Source organism: Paenibacillus sp. Y412MC10, assembly GCF_000024685.1.
Lineage (GTDB): Bacteria > Bacillota > Bacilli > Paenibacillales > Paenibacillaceae > Paenibacillus_AQ > Paenibacillus_AQ lautus_A.
This window is the reverse complement of sequence record NC_013406.1, coordinates 2,302,238-2,320,582: the sequence shown is the minus strand read 5'-3', so window position 1 is coordinate 2,320,582 and position 18,345 is coordinate 2,302,238. Positions and strand designations below refer to the sequence as shown.

The 18,345-nt window shown below is 53.0% G+C and carries 16 protein-coding genes; 2 read left to right on the top strand and 14 right to left on the bottom strand.

Annotation, left to right across the window (positions count from 1 at the left end):
* Window positions 1-33: 33 nt before the first annotated feature.
* The 8 genes from narI to rpmG all read right to left on the bottom strand — a co-directional run bounded on the left by narI (window position 34) and on the right by rpmG (window position 10,099).
* The gene (gene narI / locus GYMC10_RS09940; RefSeq protein WP_015734360.1) at window positions 34-726 is read right to left on the bottom strand and encodes a respiratory nitrate reductase subunit gamma; all 693 of its coding nucleotides are present in this window, start codon (window positions 724-726) and stop codon (window positions 34-36) included.
* Window positions 713-1,291 (bottom strand): nitrate reductase molybdenum cofactor assembly chaperone, encoded by a 579-nt coding sequence (gene narJ / locus GYMC10_RS09935; protein ID WP_015734359.1) that lies wholly within the window; start codon window positions 1,289-1,291, stop codon window positions 713-715. The genes narI and narJ overlap by 14 nt, the downstream gene beginning before the upstream one ends.
* Entirely contained in the window at window positions 1,284-2,819 is a 1,536-nt protein-coding gene (gene narH, locus GYMC10_RS09930; RefSeq protein WP_015734358.1) for a nitrate reductase subunit beta, read from the bottom strand. Before narH ends, narJ begins: the two co-directional genes overlap by 8 nt.
* Window positions 2,809-6,483, bottom strand: coding sequence for a nitrate reductase subunit alpha (locus GYMC10_RS09925; RefSeq protein WP_015734357.1), 3,675 nt, complete (start codon window positions 6,481-6,483; stop codon window positions 2,809-2,811). The genes narH and GYMC10_RS09925 overlap by 11 nt, the downstream gene beginning before the upstream one ends.
* Window positions 6,484-6,743: 260 nt before the next feature.
* On the bottom strand, window positions 6,744-7,718 hold the full coding sequence (locus tag GYMC10_RS09920; protein ID WP_015734356.1) for a Gfo/Idh/MocA family protein: 975 nt from the start codon (window positions 7,716-7,718) through the stop codon (window positions 6,744-6,746).
* A gap of 555 nt (window positions 7,719-8,273) precedes the next feature.
* Window positions 8,274-9,167: an alpha/beta hydrolase fold domain-containing protein gene (locus GYMC10_RS09910; RefSeq protein ID WP_015734355.1), complete on the bottom strand. Its 894-nt coding sequence runs from the start codon at window positions 9,165-9,167 to the stop codon at window positions 8,274-8,276.
* Between the two features lie 196 nt (window positions 9,168-9,363).
* A complete protein-coding gene (locus GYMC10_RS09905; RefSeq protein ID WP_015734354.1) occupies window positions 9,364-9,837 on the bottom strand; it encodes a hypothetical protein in 474 nt (157 codons plus the stop codon).
* 112 nt (window positions 9,838-9,949) lie between these two features.
* A complete protein-coding gene (gene rpmG, locus GYMC10_RS09900) occupies window positions 9,950-10,099 on the bottom strand; it encodes a 50S ribosomal protein L33 (RefSeq protein ID WP_009592608.1) in 150 nt (49 codons plus the stop codon).
* A 294-nt stretch (window positions 10,100-10,393) separates the two neighbouring features.
* Here rpmG and GYMC10_RS09895 point away from each other — a divergent pair, with 294 nt between their 5' ends.
* On the top strand, window positions 10,394-11,827 hold the full coding sequence (locus GYMC10_RS09895; protein WP_015734353.1) for a PLP-dependent aminotransferase family protein: 1,434 nt from the start codon (window positions 10,394-10,396) through the stop codon (window positions 11,825-11,827).
* 132 nt (window positions 11,828-11,959) lie between these two features.
* On the opposite strand, the gene arsC is transcribed toward GYMC10_RS09895, so the two are convergent.
* The 6 genes from arsC to GYMC10_RS09865 form a co-directional block, all read right to left on the bottom strand.
* A complete protein-coding gene (gene arsC, locus GYMC10_RS09890; RefSeq protein ID WP_015734352.1) occupies window positions 11,960-12,379 on the bottom strand; it encodes an arsenate reductase (thioredoxin) in 420 nt (139 codons plus the stop codon).
* Between the two features lie 28 nt (window positions 12,380-12,407).
* The gene (locus GYMC10_RS09885) at window positions 12,408-13,703 is read right to left on the bottom strand and encodes an arsenical efflux pump membrane protein ArsB (RefSeq protein ID WP_015734351.1); all 1,296 of its coding nucleotides are present in this window, start codon (window positions 13,701-13,703) and stop codon (window positions 12,408-12,410) included.
* 125 nt (window positions 13,704-13,828) lie between these two features.
* Window positions 13,829-14,152, bottom strand: coding sequence for an ArsR/SmtB family transcription factor (locus GYMC10_RS09880; protein WP_015734350.1), 324 nt, complete (start codon window positions 14,150-14,152; stop codon window positions 13,829-13,831).
* Between the two features lie 105 nt (window positions 14,153-14,257).
* Window positions 14,258-15,661 (bottom strand): FAD-dependent oxidoreductase, encoded by a 1,404-nt coding sequence (locus GYMC10_RS09875; RefSeq protein ID WP_015734349.1) that lies wholly within the window; start codon window positions 15,659-15,661, stop codon window positions 14,258-14,260.
* Window positions 15,662-15,720: 59 nt separating this feature from the next.
* Window positions 15,721-16,035, bottom strand: a complete 315-nt coding sequence (locus tag GYMC10_RS09870) for an ArsR/SmtB family transcription factor (RefSeq protein ID WP_015734348.1) — start codon at window positions 16,033-16,035, stop codon at window positions 15,721-15,723.
* A 166-nt stretch (window positions 16,036-16,201) separates the two neighbouring features.
* Window positions 16,202-17,791: a sensor domain-containing diguanylate cyclase gene (locus GYMC10_RS09865; protein ID WP_015734347.1), complete on the bottom strand. Its 1,590-nt coding sequence runs from the start codon at window positions 17,789-17,791 to the stop codon at window positions 16,202-16,204.
* Between the two features lie 191 nt (window positions 17,792-17,982).
* Here GYMC10_RS09865 and GYMC10_RS09860 point away from each other — a divergent pair, with 191 nt between their 5' ends.
* Entirely contained in the window at window positions 17,983-18,345 is a 363-nt protein-coding gene (locus tag GYMC10_RS09860) for a hypothetical protein (protein WP_015734346.1), read from the top strand.

Here is an 18,345-nt window from a genome sequence, read left to right as displayed (position 1 = left end):
TAGAAAAGAAGGCTAAAGAAGCCTTCTCTCGTCCTACGACTCAAATTTGCGGTGCTTTCTATACAGGATATATCTTCTGCCCACATAATTCAACGGAACACTCCACACATGGACCAGACGGGTAAACGGCCACAAACCGAAAATACCAAATCCCGCAAGAATGTGAATTTTGAACGACAGCGGCACATCCTCCATCAGCGAAGCCTCCGGTCGGAACATAAACAGTCCGCGGAACCAGACCGAGACCGTTTCCCGATAATTGAATTCCGGCTGCACCGCGTTTGTGACCAGCGTGCCGTACATCCCCATGAAGACGATAAACAGCAGGAGGACATTGACCACCATATCGGAAGCGGTGCTGAGTTTTCGGACATTTCGGATGGCAAACCGTCTGGCGGTTAACAAGATCATTCCTCCCAGCGTTAAAAAGCCGAACGCGCTTCCGATATACACCGCGCCGATATGGTACATATGGTCGCTGACGCCGAGCGACTCCATCCAGGATTGGGGGATGGCCAGGCCGGCCACGTGTCCCAAGGTAACCGGAATGATGCCAAGATGGAACATGAGGCTGCCCAGCTTGAGATGTTTTTTCTCGATAAACTCGCTGGATTTTGCCGTCCAGTTAAACTGGTCCGTACGATAACGGTAAATATGACCGACGATAAATACAACGATGCATACATAGGGGAAAATGACCCACAAAAATTGATCAATCATGTTCATGAGCGGCAGCCTCCTGACTGAGACACGCCTTGAACGTGTCGCGGAGCCCTTGAACGAGATAAGCATACGGGCTGTTATACTTCTCCAAGGCTTTCAGCAGATGATAGGTGCCGTCTTCCATGACGGCCATCATCAAATTCAGGCTCTCCGCGGCTTCCTTCTCGCGGCCCTGCCAGGGCGCCGCGTACAAAAACTCGCACATCAGCGGAAGATAATCCGACAATTCCGAGCCTTCGATGCCAAGGCCAAACATCTCGTACGTCTCCTTAAGCCTGGCGAGCATCTGCCCGCGTTCCCGGCCGTCCTCGAATTTGTAATAGGTCATATACAACGTGGATTTCGCCTGAAAGTCGAAGGTCTGGACATACAGCTCTTCAATCTCCTCCATGCTGTATTCATGCATGATCGTCCAATACGTTCTGACGGATTCATAGGCCGGATCGGCGGAGTCAAGCAGCTCCTCCATGACGGACGGATGGAAATCCAGCTTTTCCGGATACGTGAGCTGCTGAGCAAAAAAACCGAAAACATGTTTACAATCATGCAGCTTTCCGAGATTAATCACGCCAGATCCCTCCATAGAAATTTTCTTCGTACAGCTCCTTGCCGGTTTTGCCCTGCAGGCCTTCCGGACCGCAGCCGCCGCAGCTCGCGCCGAATCCTTCAGAGCCCTGGGAACGGTAGACATCCATATGGCTTTCTTTATGGGAAGTCGGAACAACGAACCGGTCATCGTATTTTGCGATGGCAAGCAGCCGGTACATCTGCTTCATTTGATGGGCAGTCAGGCCGACCCGTGCCAGACGCGTCTCATCAAACTCGGCCCCCGACGATTGTGCGCGCATATAAGAACGCATCATCGCCATTCTTTGCAGGGCTTCCTTCACCGTGACCGTGTCGCCTGCCGTGAGCAGATTCGCGAGGTACTGGATCGGCGTGCGCATCTCCTCGATCGCCGGGAAAATCATGTCCGGATTCTCGATGGAATCCCTGCCTTCAAAATAGTTCATGATCGGGCTGAGCGGCGGCACGTACCATACCATCGGCAGCGTCCGGTACTCCGGATGAAGCGGGAAGGCCAGCTTGTATTCGATCGCAAGCTTATAGACCGGCGAGTTCTGGGCAGCTTCGATCCATTCTTCCGACAAGCCGTCTTTGCGCGCCTGCTCGATGACCCCAGGATCGTTAGGATCCAGGAACAGATCGAGCTGCGCCTGATACAGATCCTTCTCATCCGGCGTGGAGGCTGCTTCCTGTACGCGGTCCGCGTCATAGAGCAGCACGCCCAAGTAACGGATACGTCCTGTGCAGGTTTCGGAGCATACCGTTGGCAGCCCTGCTTCGATTCTCGGGAAACAGAAGGTGCATTTCTCGGCCTTGTTCGTTTTCCAGTTGAAGTACACCTTTTTGTAAGGACAGCCGGTCATGCAGTACCGCCAGCCGCGGCAGGCCTCCTGGTCCACCAGCACGATGCCGTCCTCGTCCCGCTTATACATGGCACCGGAGGGGCAGGAGGCGACGCAGCTCGGGTTCAGGCAGTGCTCACACAGGCGGGGCAAATACATCATGAACGCCTGCTCAAAGTTGAATTTGATCTCTTCCTCGATCTTTTCGATATTCGGATCCTTCGGACCGGTCACGTGGGCGCCCGCCAGATCGTCTTCCCAGTTCGGGCCCCATTCCAGATTCATCGTTTCGCCGGTCACGGCCGATTTCGGACGGGCCACCGGCTGATGTTTCTTCTCCCCGGCATTCGTCAGATGTTCATAGTTATACGTCCAGGGCTCATAGTAATCTTTCATTTCCGGCATATCCGGATTGTAGAAAATTTTGCCGAGCGCGATTTTGGACAGCTTACTGCCGGATTTCAGCTGCAGCTTGCCCTTTTTCAGCGTCCAGCCTCCCTTGTATTTCTCCTGGTCTTCCCAGCGGATCGGGTAGCCGACGCCCGGCTTCGTTTCCACGTTGTTGAACCACATGTATTCCGCGCCCGGCCGGTTCGTCCAGGTGCTCTTGCAGGTGACGCTGCACGTATGGCAGCCGATGCATTTATCCAAATTCATGACCATGGCGACCTGCGCTTTAATCTTCAAGCCAATCCACCTCTTTCATTTTGCGGACAGCCACGTACACATCCCGCTGGTTGCCGATCGGTCCGTAGTAGTTGAATCCATAGCTGAGCTGGGCGTAGCCCCCGACCATCTGGGTCGGCTTCACATGGATTCTCGTCGGCGCGTTGTGGCTGCCACCGCGATCCTTCGTGATTTCCGAGCCCGGCACGTTGATGTGTTTGTCCTGCGCGTGATACATGTACATCGTGCCTTTCGGCATCCGGTGGCTGACGACGGCGCGGGCGGTGACGACCCCGTTGCGGTTGTATACTTCCAGCCAGTCGTTGTCCTGGATGTCGTTTGCCGCCGCGTCGTCATTGTTGATCCATACCGTCGGGCCGCCGCGGAACAGCGTCAGCATGTGCAGGTTATCCTGATACGTGCTGTGAATGTTCCATTTGCCGTGCGGAGTCAAATAGCGGAGCACCAGCGTATCCTTGCCCCCTGTAATCTGCTTGTCGCGCGGGCCGAACACCATCGGCGGAAGCGTCGGTTTATACACCGGCAGCGCTTCGCCGAACTGCAGGAAGATTTCGTGGTCGATATAAAAATGCTGCCTGCCGGTCAGCGTGCGGAACGGCACGAGCCGCTCGATGTTCGTCGTGAACGGGGAGTATCTTCTTCCCATTTTGTTCGAGCCGCTGAACACCGGCGTCGGAATGACTTCCCGCGGCTGGGCCGTGATGCTCTGGAACGTGATGCGCTCCGCCGCGCGGTCCGCGGAAATATCCTTCAGCTGCACGCCGGTATCCTGCTCCGCCGATTCCCATGCCCGCTGCGCTACTCTTCCATTCGTAGCCGAAGACAGATTCAGAATGGCATCCGCCGCATGTCTTGCGGTATGAAGCTTCGGCAGGCCATTTTTGATGGAGTCGTCATAATAAGTTCCGTTCAAGCGCTTCAGCTCTTCATACTCCTCGGCGACCGAGAAGCTGACGCCGTGCGCTCCGACTTTGCCTGTGGCCAGATTCGGCCCGAGCGTCACATATTTATCGTAAATTTTCGTATAATCGCGTTCGACCACCGTCAGGTTCGGCATCGTTTTGCCCGGAACCGCTTCGACCTCGCCCTTGCGCCAATCCTTCACCTCACCGTACGGCTGGGCGATCTCGCTTGCCGAGTCATGGGCCAGCGGGCTTGTCACAAGATCCTTGTATACGCCGGGCAGATGCGTTTTGGCCATGTCCGAGAAGACTTCAGCGATCGTTCTGTAAATATCCCAGTCCGAACGCGATTCCCAGAGCGGATCCACCGCCGGGTTGAACGGATGGACGAAGGGGTGCATGTCGGTGGAGGATAAGTCGGTTTTCTCGTACCAGGTCGCTGCCGGCAGCACCACATCGGCATACATCGGCGTCGAGGTCATCCGGAAATCGAGCGCGACCAGCAGATCCAGCTTACCTTCCACGTCCTCGCGCCACACCATTTCCTCCGGCTTATCCTCTTCGTTCGGCGTCGAGAGCAGGCTGTCCGAAGCGCCAAGCAAATGCTTCATGAAGTATTCCTGCCCTTTGGCCGAGCTCGAGATCAGGTTCGAGCGCCATACGAACAGCGATCGCGGGAAGTTTTCCGGCGCACCCGGATCTTCGGCCGCAAATTTGGTATCCCCTGACACGATTTGTTCAAGCGTGTGCTTCACGATGTCTTCATTGCTCGTTTTCCCCTGCAGCGCCGCTTCCTCCGCAAACGTCAGGCTGTTCTTGTTGAACTGCGGATAGGACGGAAGCCAGCCGAGCCTGGCGGCAAGAACGTTGTAATCTGCCGGATGCCGGTACCGGATCTCCCCGCCCGTCGGCGATTTCAGGGAATCGGCCCCCATTTCTTCGTATTTCCACTGGTCGGTCGCAAAATAGAAGAATGAAGTGGCATTTTGCTGCCGCGGCGGTCCCTGCCAGTCTTTGGCGAAGGCAACCGTGGACCAGCCCTCGATCGGACGGCATTTCTCCTGCCCCACGTAATGTGCCCAGCCGCCGCCGTTCACGCCCTGGGAGGCCGTCAGAATGACCAGGTTCAGAATGGAGCGGTAGATCGTGTCGCTGTTGAACCAGTGGTTAATGCCCGCACCCATGATGATCATGGAGCGGCCGCCGGTATCCAGCGAATTCTGCGCGAATTCTCGGGCGATTTGAACGACGACCGAAGCCTTCACGCCGGTAATGTTCTCCTGCCAGGCCGGGGTGTAATCGAATTCGGCATCTTCATACCCTGAAGCCGCAAGCCCGCTCTCCGCTTGCCCTATCCCATATTGGCTCAGCATCAGATCGTATACCGTTGCGGCGAGACGCTCGGTTCCGTCGGCCAGCTGAATTTTCTTCGCCGGAATTTGGCGTTTGAAGGTGCCGTTGGCCCGGTTATCAAAGAACGGGAAACGGATCGTCTGCCGCTCCGCTCCCTGGGACTCCACGGAAAGCGCCGGTGCAATGACCGACCCGTCTTCGCGTTCCAGAATCAGGTTCCATTTCTTGTCCTGCTCCCAGCGCTGGCCCATCGTACCGTTCGGAACGATGATTTCATTCGTGTTCTCGTCGATAATCACCGGCTTCCACTCGGCATGCTGCGAGGCATCGCCCAAATCGCTTGCCCGCAGGAAGCGGCCGGCCTTGTACCCCCCCTCATACTCATCCAGGAGAATCAGGAAAGGCATATCCGTATATTGTTTCGCATAATTCAGGAACATCGGCTCCTGACGCTCATGATAGAACTCCTTCAAAATGACATGCGTCATGGCCTGTGCAATCGCCGCATCGGTCCCGGGGTTCGGGGCCAGCCAGTTGTCGGCGAATTTGACATTCTCGGCGTAGTCCGGCGCGACCGACACGACCTTGGTCCCTTTGTATCGCACTTCCGTCATGAAATGGGCGTCCGGCGTACGCGTTAACGGCACGTTCGAGCCCCACATGATCAGGTAGCCCGCATTGTACCAGTCGCTCGATTCCGGCACGTCGGTCTGCTCTCCCCAAATTTGCGGGGAAGCCGGCGGCAGGTCGGCATACCAGTCGTAAAAACTCAGCATTTCGCCGCCCAGCAGGGAGATGAACCTTGCCCCCGAAGCGTAGCTGATCATGGACATCGCTGGAATCGGCGTGAAGCCGGCGATGCGGTCCGGGCCGTATTTGCGGATCGTATAGATTAACTGGGCGGCGATCAGCTTCGTGGCTTCCTGCCAAGATACACGAACGTGACCGCCCTTTCCCCGTGCTTGTTTATAGGATTTGGATTTCGCCGGATCTTCGACGATGCTGGCCCAAGCGGCGATCGGATCGCCGTGCTCGTTCAACGCCTCTTTCCACATATGCCACAGCCGGCCGCGCATATAAGGGTATTTCACCCGCAGCGGACTGTATTCATACCAGGAGAATGACGCCCCGCGCGGACATCCCCGCGGTTCGAATTCCGGCATATCCGGCCCGCAGGACGGATAATCGATCTGCTGGTTTTCCCAGGTGATGATCCCGTTCTTTACGAACACCTTCCAGCTGCAGGAGCCTGTACAGTTCACGCCGTGAGTGGTCCGCACCACTTTGTCGTGCGACCAGCGCTTGCGGTACATATCCTCCCATTCCCTGCTTTTTTCCTCCAGAACGGACCAATTGCCAGAGTAGCTTTCCATCCTCTTGAAGAACTTCAGCCCCGACTTTCGTCTCATAGGACACTTCAACTCCTTCTGCTTGAATGACAATGATTGGGGAATCAATGTGCCGTTCTTCGTATAGCTTCATTATGAGCGGCCTCACCCTCGGTTCCTATTAGGGAAACTCCTATATTCCTTCGAGAATTCCCTTGGTTAACGTCAGGCGGCGATTCGCGCATGGATCGTCTTGCGAAACGAAAAAAAAGGTGTCCCGCAAGATCTGATGATCTTGCGGGACACCTTGGGATTCTGTTGCGACCACTGGATGTTTAGGATCATTCCCCGATCTTCACCGGGACCCCCGTTTCGGCCGACTGCAAAGCAGCAAAGGTAATTTCCATGGTTTTAAACGCATCCTCGTAGGAGGATAAGATTCCGGAGGCATCGCCGGTGCGAACCGCGTGGATGAACGCTTCACTCTCCCGAAGATACGGATTAGCCCTATTCCGGTATTCCGTCGTTCGTCCTTTTTCCTTGACGATGAGTTTATCGGATTGAATGCCGATGATCCCCTGCTCCGTATAAATATCCAAGCCAGCCCGATCCGACTCTGGCAGCATGCAGGTATTGGAGATCGTTGCCACGGCGCCGGATTTTAATTTCAGCGTCGCAGTGCCCACGTCGTGTACCGTTACCCCCTCATGAACATCCTTCATCGCGCGATGGGCAAAAGCCGCATACACTTCATCCGCTTCACCCAGCAGGCAGCGAAGCAGGTCAACCATATGGGTGGTTTGCTCAATGAATTGCCCTCCCGAGCCTTCCTGCTGTCTCCACCAGTACACCTGCGGCATGTCTCCCAACCAGTAGCCAAGCGCCATCCCGATCTTCCGGCCTTCCAGCAGCTCGGCAGCCTTGATGGCCGCATCCGTATAACGGAAATGATACCCTGCAGACGTAATTAAACCGGCCTTCTTCACCTCATGCAGAATCTGCCGTGGCGTATCCAGGTTCGTGCCCAGCGGCTTCTCGACCAGAAAAGGAATGCCCCGCTCCGCCACCTGGGCTTCGATCTCTCCATGCGCAAACGGCGGAACGAGGATATAAACCGCATCGGGCTTGGTTGCATCCAGCATCTGCTCAACGTTGCTGTACGCCTTGGCGCCAGCATAGCCCCGCACCGCTTGTTCCGCTTTTTCCTGACTCGTCCCGACAAAGGCGGCAACGTTCACTCCGTCCATGTTGGACAAAATATCTGCATGCACTCTGCTGAACCAGCCTGTACCGATCATGCCTATGTTGAATGCCATCTGATCCTAAAACCTCCCCTTCCATTAGAGACGATGCCCTTTTCTTCTTCGTTATCATAGTACCGGAAAAGCCCGGCAAGCATCATGTTTCGTCGGCCTTGTCCTCAATTCCTTTATTTGAATAAAAAAAGCCCGCTCTTCGGTCATGGACCGGGAGCGAACTCAGCCTATCTGAAAATCATCCATATCACAATAAACGCTATTAACGAAACAAGATAAATGATGAGCAGCTTCGTGAGATTGGTTCTCGTTTTCCGCTCATAGTTCGGGTTTGCCTTCTTATTCTCCTGAGATAATCCTACTAGAAGCGTTGATATTCCTCCAATTAATGCCAGCGCGATGACGATAATATACATAACCAACCACAAACAACCCCATTCGATTATTCATTATATACAATCTATTATAGAACCTGAGGCTTCAGGATCAACCTATATCATCATGAAATGGTCGTTTCTGCCTCATTATAATGAACAATCGGCCGATGTACACCATCCAATTGCGCGACAGTTGTGACCATCCAATTGGATGGCGGGTCACCCTCCATTTCGGCTTTCAACCTTCGCGCGCCGTCCATTGATGCAGCCGTTCCAGTGCCTCTTCGGCTTCAGGCATCGGAAACAGGGGCCACACATGCATCATGTTCTCGTATTCCCAGTACTCGGTATCGACGCCTTCCCGGGCCATCTTATCGCGCAGCAGGCGAGCATCCGGCAGCAGGGAGTCGTCGGTTCCTGCGAGAATGACCGTGCGGGGAAGGCTTCCCATCTCGCCAAACAAAGGACTGACCGCAGGATCGTCCATCGGAAGGCCTCCTGCATACATCCTTCCTACCGCTCCGAGCCCGGCGGGCTGGAGAAAGACGTCGCGCTGCGGGATGCCGAGCGCGGATATCTGCGGATTGTCCGTGGCTGCATCCACCCATGGCGAGATCAGAATCAGCCCCTGTGCCTGCATCGGCGTCTCCTTGACCGACTGGGCCATGTCGAGAGCCAGCGCGCCGCCGGCCGAATCGCCCATAAGAAGTACCGGGCTCCCGGCCTGGGCACATACGTGCACGTAAAACTCGCGCATCAGCCCCGTCAGCTTTTTCGCATCGGCAGCCGGAACGGTGGGGTAATTGGGTAGGATGACGGTGAAACCGGTTCGTTTCGTCCACTGTCTGGCAAACGCGAAGTGGGGCGGCAGAATCTCTTCGATATAGGCTCCGCCGTGCAAATAAACGACAGTCCCCCGTTCCTTCGTGCCATGCGATACATAATAATTCATGCTTACGCCCGATCCGCTATGGAAACGGCGGGTCTCAAACCCTTCCTGTTCCTCGGACAACGCAGGATATGGAGGCAATGTTTCGATATACTGCCGAATCGTTCCGGCATGTTCCCATTTATGATGAAATCCCTCGGCGGTCAGCTGCTCTTTTACAGCCGTACTCTCTTTACTCGGCATATGGTTTTCTCCCCTTTGCTGGACGTTATCGATATAGGGCAGGCTGGTGTATGTCCTGCTTCAATATATCACCGCACGCGGCACGACCGCTGTGGCAATTGATACAGAAGCGTTAACCAATGGGGTTGTCCGAGACTAAGCTGCTTTAGGCTCTGAGCCGGCAAAACGATGATATCTTATGTAAAAGCCCCGCATTCTACCGGGCTGAATCGCTCAGTAATTGATCCGCGCTGCGCTGCAGAAGAAGGCAGAAGGACCGGTTATGTCCGATAAAAAACGACGATACGTCATAGCGATGACGGGCTGGCTCATAAGTAATCAGAGCCCGATGCTTCATATTTTCGATAAGTATGTCAGCGAACCGCTCTGCAGGACCCTTTGCGAAAAAGGTTAGGTAGGCGTACAGGGAATGATCCACGGGCTCATCGAGAGGGCTTACGCCCGCGCAGGAAAACTCGGTCTCCAAGCCCGCCTGCTGCAGCGAAATCAATATCGGATACAATTGCTCGTCGACAGGGGCATTGCCGAACAGCCGCGTGCGTTTGGGCTGTTTGCGTACCTTGGGTCTGTTGATCCACTCGTTTAGCTCCTGCCTTCTCCGTCTCCACTGTTCCGGGGTATGTGCGCTCAGGAGCATCTCTCCGCCGGAATCCTGTCGTTCCTGGTTCATCCCGTCCATCCCCCTCATTGACATGGTCTCTTGCTGTTACTTTTAGTGTAGTCCCATTTCGTTTGAAGTCAAATAAGCCGGACGGCTGGTCCGGCTTGCGTTAAAGCATGCGCTAACGGGTTTCCCGATGCAGCGTCACCCGCTTCAAACGCGGACAATATTTGCGCAATTCCATCCGCTCCGGGTGATTTCGTTTATTTTTGGTCGTTGTATAGTTACGGTCCCCTGTTTCCGTGCATGCCAATGTTATGGTCACTCGCATATTCAGCACCTCCTGCCTTTTGTTTAAATCGTAATAATTACGATTAACTAAAATATACTTTATTCCCGTTTTTATGTTTTGTCAAGAAATCGGAGCGACTTACAGCCGCATTTCGGGAAGTCGGTCATGTTGCCCCCGTCCAACTCGCAGTCCGATATCCCGTCCATATTGAAGGGATGGCTCAAGATTTGTCATCGTAATGATGAAATTATGAAAAGCCTTTATTTATGCTAAATGATATGATTAAGGTTACAGACAGAAACCACCTGAATATGTCACGAAAGGATGAGGAAGGTGTGGAAGCCGGATCGTAACAGCACACGACCTCTATATCAGCAAATTGCCGATGATCTGGAGCAAAGAATATCTTATGGTGAGTTTCCACCGGGCAGCTTACTCCCATCCGAACGAAAGCTCGCGGAGCAGTTAGGGGTTAATCGAAGCACCGTGGTTCTGGCTTACTCGGAGCTTCGGGCGCTTGGAATCATAGAGAGCCGTTCCGGAAGCGGAACGCGGGTCAGCAACTCCAAATGGGGAGCCACGCCCAAGCATACGCCGAACTGGCGCCGCTATGCGGAGGGAGGGAATTTCCTGCCGAATCTCCCTTTTCTTCGCCGGATTCGGGAAGCGCTGGCGCATGATCCCTCATTGATCGATTTTGCCAGCGGAGAGCTTGCCGGCGATTTGGCGCCGATCCAAGAAATGAATACGTTAATGAGTCAAAAATCGAACACGTCCTATTTCGGATATGACAACCCGCAGGGATATGGTCCGCTCCGGCAGGCTTTGGTTACGTATCTGAAAAAATATCGGGGGATCCAGACCACCGAATCCTCCATATTGATCACGTCGGGGTCTCAGCAGTCGCTGTATCTCATTACGCAGTGCTTGTTGTCGCCAGGCGATGCGGTGGCCATTGAAGATCCGTCGTACTGCTATTCGCTGCCGATGTTTCAATCGGCCGGCCTTCGCCTGTTCAGACTCCCTGTCGATGAACGAGGGGTGCGGCCGGAGGACATCCGCTCCCTGTACAAGAAACACCGGATCAAGATGATCTTCATTAATCCGAATTTTCAGAATCCGACCGGCACCGTCATGGCTCAGGAGCGAAGGTCGCAGCTGCTGGATGCAGCCAGTGAACTTGGACTTCCCATCGTGGAGGACGATCCCTTCAGTTTGACCGCCTACCAGTGCCCGCCGCCGGCTCCTTTGAAATCCGTGGATTCCATCGGGTCGGTGCTTTACATCGGGTCACTCTCGAAAATAGCCGCGTCCGGCCTTCGCGTAGGCTGGATGGTCGCCCCGAATTCCATCGTGGAGCGGCTCGCAGACGCCAGGCAGCAGATGGATTTCGGGCTGAGCGTGGTGCCCCAAAGCCTTGCCGTCCAGTTTATCGACTCTTCCTATTTTGCTCCCCACCTGGACAGGCTGCGAGCGAGCTTGCTGTACAAGCGGGATTTACTGATCGAAGCCCTGCAGAAAGAGCTGCAAGGCCTGGTTCATTTCCATGTGCCGAAGGGCGGCCTGCATCTCTGGTGCAAGATCGTGCCGGAAGTGAATGACAGCAAGCTGCTGGAGGCCGCCATTCAAAAAGGCGTTATTTTCGCGCCGGGAAGCGTGTACGGTTCGGCTTCCGGATACGTGCGATTCACTTACGCCCGTGCCAGGGCCGAGGATATCCCTTCCGGAATCTCCAAGTTCGCCCAAGCCCTGCACGCCGCCATTTAATAGGGCAGCACCGGGAGCGGTGCCCCCTGCCCTTTAGCAGGAAAAAGGTTAGCTTTCGGAAAGCTAACCTTTTTTCATGTTTTCTTCCTAATGAAAAAAAGCCGGGAATGCTCCCGGCTGTAACGATTTGTATTATTCGCCGGTTTTGGCGAATTGTTGGATGCGCTCCCCGATTTGGTCGCGAACGCGCTGGAAAACCGCCCATTTCTCCTCGTCGGTTCCCTGAGCCTTGGCAGGATCGTCAAATCCCCAGTGTTCACGGCGAACATGCGGAGGCGTCATGGGGCAACGATCAGCAGCATCGCCGCACAAGGTGACCACCAGGTCGGATTGATTTAACAACGTCGGATCTATGATATCCGACGTTTGCTTCGAAATATCGATGCCCGCTTCGTTCATAGCTTTGACCGCATTCGGGTTTAGGCCATGAGCTTCGATCCCGGCGCTGTAGACATTCCAATCATCACCCAGATGCTTTTTAGCCCATCCTTCAGCCATCTGGCTGCGGCAAGAGTTGCCTGTGCACAAGAAGTATAGCGTCTTTTTCCCCATCTTCGTCCTCTCCTCTTATCCTGATCATTTACAATATGGTCAACCAGATATATAAACCCAAGAGGGTTATGAATAACGTCGGGATGGTCAATATGATCCCTGTTTTGAAATAGGTTCCCCAGCTGATTTTCACGCCCTTGGCAGAAAGGACATGCAGCCAAAGCAAGGTTGCCAGCGAGCCGATCGGCGTAATTTTGGGACCTAAATCGGAACCGATCACGTTCGCATAAATTAAGGCCTCTTTAATGGCTGCCGACGTATGGGTTGCATCGATTGCGAGTGCATCGATCATCACCGTCGGCAAATTGTTCATAATGGACGAAATCATGGCGGCAATAAAACCCATGGCCATGGTAGCGGCAAACAACCCTTGATCCGCTGCGCTCTGTATGACGCCGGCCAGAAGATCCGTAAGGCCTGCATTGCGCAAGCCATATACGACGACATACATGCCAATCGAGAAAAACACGATCGCCCATGGCGCCCCTTTAAGCACTTCCTTGGTTTGCACAGCTGGACTTTTTCTCGCCATCAGCAGGAACAATATCGCGATAACGCCGGCGACGATCGATACGGGTATAGCTGCAAATTCACACACAAAGTAACCAATCAGCAGCATGCTCAATACGATCCATGATAAACGGAACATGGCAGGATCCTGAATTGCCGTGGATGGCTGCTTCAGCTGGGTACCGTCATAATTCCGCGGGATGCTTTTGCGGAAAAACAAGTAAAGCACCAGAACGCTAGCTGCCAAAGAAAACAGATTCGGAACCAGCATGCGACTGGCGTATTCGATGAACGTGATGCCGAAGAAATCGGCAGATACGATGTTCACCAGATTGCTGACGACAAGCGGAAGCGAGGTGGTGTCCGCAATAAAGCCGCTTGCGATAATAAACGGAAATACCTTTCGTTCATCGAAATTCAGTGCCCGTACCATGGCAAGTACGATCGGTGTCAAGATGAGAGCCGCTCCGTCATTCGCGAAGAATGCGGAAACAACCGCTCCAAGCAAGGAGACGTACACAAACATCCGGATGCCGTTTCCCCGGGCGGCATTGGCCATATGCAGCGCAGCCCATTCGAATAACCCGATTTTATCCAATATCAACGAAATAATGATGATTGCAACAAACGCGAGCGTTGCGTTCCATACGATCAAGGTGACGTCCCACACATCCTGGAAGTCCACGACTCCAACGAGAAGCGCCAGCAAAGCGCCTCCGCAAGCCGACCATCCAATGGATAGATTTTTAGGCTGCCAAATGACAAAAATTAATGTGACAATAAATATGATGCTGGCCAGGACAACAGAAACCAATGTTCAAACCTCCAATGACGTGTTGAGCCGGAATACAATTATGTTTCACGGTGAATCAATATATAACTATATCCTTATATAATGAACAACAATCCTACTTTATGCGAATGCCGGCTGACTCTCGGTTAGTTACAAGTACAGTTAACCTCCTTATTCATGGATGACAATACTTCTTGCGAGCCTGGCATCTCATTTAATACGGCTTGGATATACGGCTTGTCATCCACATTCAATGAATAATAAACCCATTGCCCTCGCCTGGCTTCATTGACGATTCCCTGAGACTTCAGCTTTCTCAGATGCTGGCTGATCGCCGGCTGCGACATATCGAAAATATCCACGAACTCGCAAACGCACCATTCTCTTTCCTTAAGGAGCGTCAACATCGTAAGCCTTGTTTTATCCCCAAGCAATTTGAGTTTCTCGGCTATTTCGTTCATGGGCTCCATTAAGATTCATCCCTTTCCTCCGGCATAAAATGACGATTCTGTCCCATATAAGTCAATGCTTATATGTTAATGGAAAGTGTGCCTGATTTCAATCGTTTAGGCGATTTATTTGCAGCCCGAAGCAGATGAGGCCGGCAAACAGCAATCGTTGGCATTCGGTGCGCTGCTGATGCCACATACGCCGGTCTCCGGCAGCTCCAACTCAACCTTTAACGCCGCCTCCAGATCGCCGTCCAAATAGGCTGCAATGGATCTGACCTGCTCATACCCTGTAGCCATGAGGAAAGTCGGAGCCCGGCCATAACTCTTCATCCCGACAAGATAAAAGTTCTTATCCAAATGACGAAGTTCCTTCTCGCCATGAGGTCTTACGGTGCCGCAGCTGTGTACATTCGGATCAATTAGCGGAGCCAGCGCCTCGACGCTCTCCGTGGCAGGATCCATGCTAAGTCTGATCTCGCTCAGAAATGAAAAATCAGGTCGGCTCCCTGTATTCACGATTACTTCATCAATACCTTGGATTTCCTTGCCTTCGCCATTGGCAGTCCCCTTGATGCCAATCTTCCCATCTTGTTGGGAAACCCCCTCAATCATCAATGGAGTAACCACTTGGATTTGGCCTGCATCAATCAACTGGTGAATACGGCTTCCAAGCGCCCCGCGAGCCTCGAGTTGATCGTTCTCTTCCCCGCCATAGGCTTCTTGCACCGATTTCTTTCTCATCACCCAAATAATTTCCGTATTCGAATCCGTTTCTTTGAGCTGGGCCAGATCCAATAGAGTGTTGATCGCCGAGTGTCCGCCTCCTACCACTGCAACGCGTTTCCCTGCGTATTTCTGCCTTTGTTCTGCTGATAAATCCGGAATCCCATAATAAATACGATCTTTCAAATCACGCTCTTCCCGTGTCCATATTCCGTCAGCATGCAGCGGATTCGGATGTCCCCAGGTTCCGGACGCATCGATCACGGCCCTAGCTTCAAAACGTTGCGTGGAGTTATTTGTATCAACATAAAGCACGAATGGTGCAGCTTCGCGATGAGCCGATTTCATTTTATCTGTATTCTTTTTCGATATGGAGACTACTCTGGAATTTAACATGATATTGGGCGCAAGTTCAGGCAACTGCGCTAAAGGTTTTAAATATTGATGGACAATCTCTTGACCGAAAGGCAGTTCCGTTAATACAGGAGGCTTCCATCCTTGTTTGCGCAAAAGACGCTCGGCGGCTTTATCAATGTTGTACTGCCATGGCGAGAATAGTCGTACATGTCCCCATTGGAGGATGTTTTGACCAATGCTGGATCCGGCTTCAAAAAGGATGAAATTTTGTCCTCTCTCTGCCAAGTGCGCTGCTGCTGCCAAACCGATCGGTCCGGCACCGATTATCGCCACGGGCAGGTTATCGTTATAGGAAGCATACTCCTCCTTGACGGTTTCCTTGGTGTTTGACGGTACTCGGGGTGTGCAGCAGGAAGATGAGGTTACCTTAAACTCAATGTTTTTCATAGGGAAATCCTCCTTATTTTTAAATGCATCAATTTTTTTTGATGCATCGATCAAAAAAATTATGCTTTGGAATTCGGATAAAACACGCAGCACAGCTTCTCGGATAGCAGTCCCTTGACTTCATCATCGTTAAGCTCGTAATAGTTCCATTTTCCGATGCGCTCCATCAAAATAATGTTTGCATCCAGCAGCATTTTCAGATGGTAAGACAGTTTCGATTGAGGGAGATCCAGCATGTCCGTTAGGTCACATACGCATACTTTACCTCGTTGGTTCAATTCATAAATGATTCTCAACCGATTCTTATCGGACAATGCTTTGAATTTCTGTTCATACAGGCTTAATACGTCTTCATGTATGGTAGAGACCTTCATGTTGTCACCTCATTTTCCATCAAATTATTTTGATGTGATGATTGTAGCAATCGATCCGCAGCACGTCAAGCATCAATTTTTTTTGATTTGTATAGGAGTGTGCTCGGAATTACACCCCTATATACAAAAAAAGATATCCGGTTCACCAAAGCGGCCAGGATGTCTCTCATGCCGATAATCCCGCCGCCACCGTGCGGTTGCGTCCTTCCCCCTTCGCCCGGTACAACGCCATATCCGCCGCTTGAAATACATCCTCCCGGTTTCCCCCGTGCTCCGGATACAACGATACGCCGATCGATACGGTGAGCGTTCCGGAATAAGGGGTCGGGGAAACCAGGATCGCCCTGCGTATCCGTTCAGCCATACGGTATGCCGTATCCAGGCTGCGTTCGCGAAGAAGAATGACAAACTCTTCCCCGCCAAAACGGGAGCATACCGCATCCGCGGGAGCGCAATGCACCATGACGGCCGCCACGAGCTTCAGGATCTGATCGCCGGTTTGGTGGCCGTATGTATCGTTTATCGCTTTGAAATGGTCGATGTCCAGGAGAATAACGGCATACGGCTCCCCGAGCGCATCCCAAGACTCCAGGCAGCGTTCCAGCTCCCGGCGATTGGACAGCCCCGTCAATGGATCCGTGATCGCTTCCTGCTGCAGCGACTGGGTCTGCTTGGCCATCGTTTCCGCGGCGGCTCCCATGATCCGGTTCAACTGGCCGGCTTCCCGGTTCCAATGCGGCCGGAATTCCTGGGAAGACACCGTTTGGCCGGCTGCTACCGATTTCGTTAATTTATAGAGCCGGGTAAACGGGGCGGCAATTCTTGCGGCCGTATATACGGCAATGAACAGCATGAGCGCAATGGGAAAGAGCATGCTTCTCAGCTGGTCCTGCAAATTTCGATTGACATCGGCCAGGATGGAGCTTACCGACGTCTGCATGACGATCCCCCAGCCATTCATCGTCACGCTGGCATAACCCGTCAAGTAATCGTCGCCCTGCGTATTCGTCACGCGTTGCATGCCGCTCTCGCCATCCATGAGCCGTCTCACGACCACGTTAGAACTCACGTCCTCCCCGACCCGGCTTTCCTCCAGATGATAGAGCACCTTCCCGCCGGAATCCACGATATAAGAATAGGAGTCCTCTTCATTTCCAGCACCGGATCCGAAGATCCGATGCAATATATTGTTTTCTTCCAGATAAATCGTGCCTGCTATCATGCCGCAGTACTTGCCGGATCCGTCAAAAATCGGCTCGCTCGCAAACACGATCCAGCGGCCGGTCGGACTCCTATACGGTACCGAAAGATAGGATTTTCTCTCGTTTAATGCTTGAATGGCCCCCTCCGTTATTAATCGGGCATGGTTTGCCTGATTTCCCGCAGGAGAGACGACCCGAATGCTCCCCCTTTCGTCGGCCCATAATACGGAATTGAAGTAAGGGCTGCTCTGGAGCATAAGATCAAAGATAACCTGCAGCTCCTTTTCGTCGGATGCCGCTCTTGCCTCAATGGCCGGGTTGCTTGCGGCGGCGCGCAGACTTTGGCGCATCCCCGAGAAAAGCGCTTCTATGGTAACCGCCATTTTTTGCGCGGATGATAAATTCAGCGACATGGTCGTGTCGTACAGGGATCGTTTCTCGTTTTTATACTGGATGTAGACCATGATCGACATCGTCATCAGGATGGATAATGAAACCAATGCAGGCATGACCATCGCAAGACTGATTTTGAGGCGTCGTTTGGGTATGTTCATGGAGGCTGTACCCCTACTCTTATGAAATTTTTTCCGGATGAATACACGATCTTTTCATATTACTTCACAAACGTTTTGGAGTCCATATATGGAATGCCGCATCATGCTCTGTATTTACCAGTTGCATAACGAACGTATGTTCGTTATATAATAGTGAGGAGCATATGAAGAACGATGAGGAGGCATCAGGTATGTCTGCGTCTCCGCTGCAAACCGAGGAAGAGCTGCTGTCCGTCAAGGACTGCGTCATTCTGCCGATTTTGCTGGACGTGCTGGAACGGGATATCCGCAGCATGAAGCATACCGGCATTAGCGACTATTACGTGTTCCATCTGCAGACCATTCAGAAGTTGACGTTCGCGAAGCTCGCCGAGCTCAAGAGAAGCTGCCGCACACGCGGCATCGCCATTCTGGAAACCCGGCGCCAGAAGCACTCCGTCACCATCCGCTACCGATGTCGCGGCTACCAGCATGACATGGAGCTGATGTGGGATTTTGTGAGGGCCGATATTCAAATGCGTCTGGCTGAAACATTTCACATTCGTCTCGAATAG